2 protein-coding genes are annotated in these 1,593 nt (G+C 44.1%); one reads left to right on the forward strand and one right to left on the reverse strand.

The genetic code is table 11. The features are described 5' to 3' along the window. The first annotated feature begins 176 nt into the window (after positions 1–176). Entirely contained in the window at positions 177–1,112 is a 936-nt protein-coding gene (locus tag ACR0QE_RS13405) for a LysR family transcriptional regulator (RefSeq protein ID WP_432628834.1), read from the forward strand. A 192-nt stretch (positions 1,113–1,304) separates the two neighbouring features. On the opposite strand, the gene ACR0QE_RS13410 is transcribed toward ACR0QE_RS13405, so the two are convergent. Next, positions 1,305–1,593: hypothetical protein (locus ACR0QE_RS13410; RefSeq protein WP_432628835.1), on the reverse strand; the 289-nt coding region annotated here is incomplete at its 5' end.

The following is a 1,593-nucleotide window of genomic DNA, read 5'->3' on the forward strand; positions in this document are numbered from 1 at the left end:
TATCACAAGATCAGTGACATAATCCAGATGGAAAAATATCGAGTCCTCTATCAATGTGCAAGGGAATGCAATGATTTTGACTCCTTTGTAAAGACCGTGGCATAGTTTTGTGCAATTTTTCAAATTTGCTCATTTATAGTTTCAAAATTTGAAAATTAAAAGGAGATTCTTCCTATATGACAAGCAAAGAACTTCTCTATGTAAAAACCGTCGCCGATGAGAAAAATATCTCGCGCGCGGCAAAAAAACTTTTCATGGCGCAGCCGTCCTTAAGCCAGTCGATTCAGCGCATTGAGGAATCCGTCGGCGCTCCGCTTTTCAACCGTACCACAAGCGGACTCACCCTGACCTTCGCCGGGGAGCGCTATTACCACATGGCAACCCAGGTTCTCAAGATGTTCGAGGATTTCGAGATGGAGATCAGCGACATCAACAATCTCAAGACCGGACGGATCCACCTTGGAATCACCAATCACCTCGGCACACTGATTCTCGCCCGGGTTCTTCCGCGTTTCCGTGAAATCTGTTCCCATGTGGAGCTTGATATCTGTGAGGAAAATTCAGTCCGCCTCGAAAAAATGCTTCTCTCCGGAGAGCTGGATTTTGCAATCATGCACACTCCGCCCGAGCAGCACGCCCAGCCGCAGCTTCACTACGATATCATGAGCCGGGATCCGTTTGTGATCGCTCTTGCCCCCGACCATCCGCTGCTCAAAGAAGCATTTGAAAAACCCGGTTATCCCTACCCGATGCTCGATCCAAAACTTCTCAAGGATCAGCCGTTTCTGATGCTTCACCGCGAACAGCGCATCCGTCAGATCACCGACGCCGTTCTTCTAAAAGCAGGCATCCCACAGCCCCACTGCGCGCTGACTTTGAGAAACTTCGAGACTGCCCAGCTTCTCGCCGCTCAGGGAATGGGCGTCACCCTTGTCCCCCTGCAATACTCCAGAATCGCCTCCGCAGAATACCGCCCTGCCTTTCTCTCCATCAATGAGCTCTACGGCGCTTACTGGGATCTCTGCATTGCCTCCTTAAGCAGCGGTTTTCTCTCAAAAGCCGATCAGCTCTTCATCCGGATCTTGAAAGAGACCTGTGGAAACCTCACCTGATCGGTCTTCTCAATCTTGTGCCTCTGACACTCCAACGGCTAAAGCTCGTTGGGTTCTCATATACATGAACTTCCAAATATACTCGAAAGTATATAAGACTGATTCGTTTCTATGAGACTTTCATTACCAATCATTCTAATGAACGAATTAACGATAACATACGGCTCGTGTCAAAACCGTTTTTTCTACTTTTTAAATGCCCATACTACTCAAAGTATGGGTATTTTTTAATCTTTGAATTTCTATATCATGAAGTGTTTTAAAAGTATGAAATCTGTCCTTACATTTTTCTATATCAAAATTTTCTAAATCACCTGAAATATTCATTATTAAAAAAGCACTGTATAAATCTCTCTGAATCTTCATTCCGTTTAAGTCATTCCATCGTTTTGAAAGTGATTTTTTATGATACTCACCTGTTATATGATTAAATTGACTGGCTTTTGTTTTAAATGTATTAATTTCTATCAAATTCAATCCA

The sequence above is a fragment of the Brotaphodocola sp. genome, from assembly GCF_050873065.1.
GTDB lineage: Bacteria > Bacillota > Clostridia > Lachnospirales > Lachnospiraceae > Brotaphodocola.

Bases quoted from the DNA above. Each gene is read 5' to 3' on its own strand.
- ACR0QE_RS13405 (WP_432628834.1), top strand. From the start codon at position 177: ATGACAAGCAAAGAACTTCTCTATGTAAAAACCGTCGCCGATGAGAAA.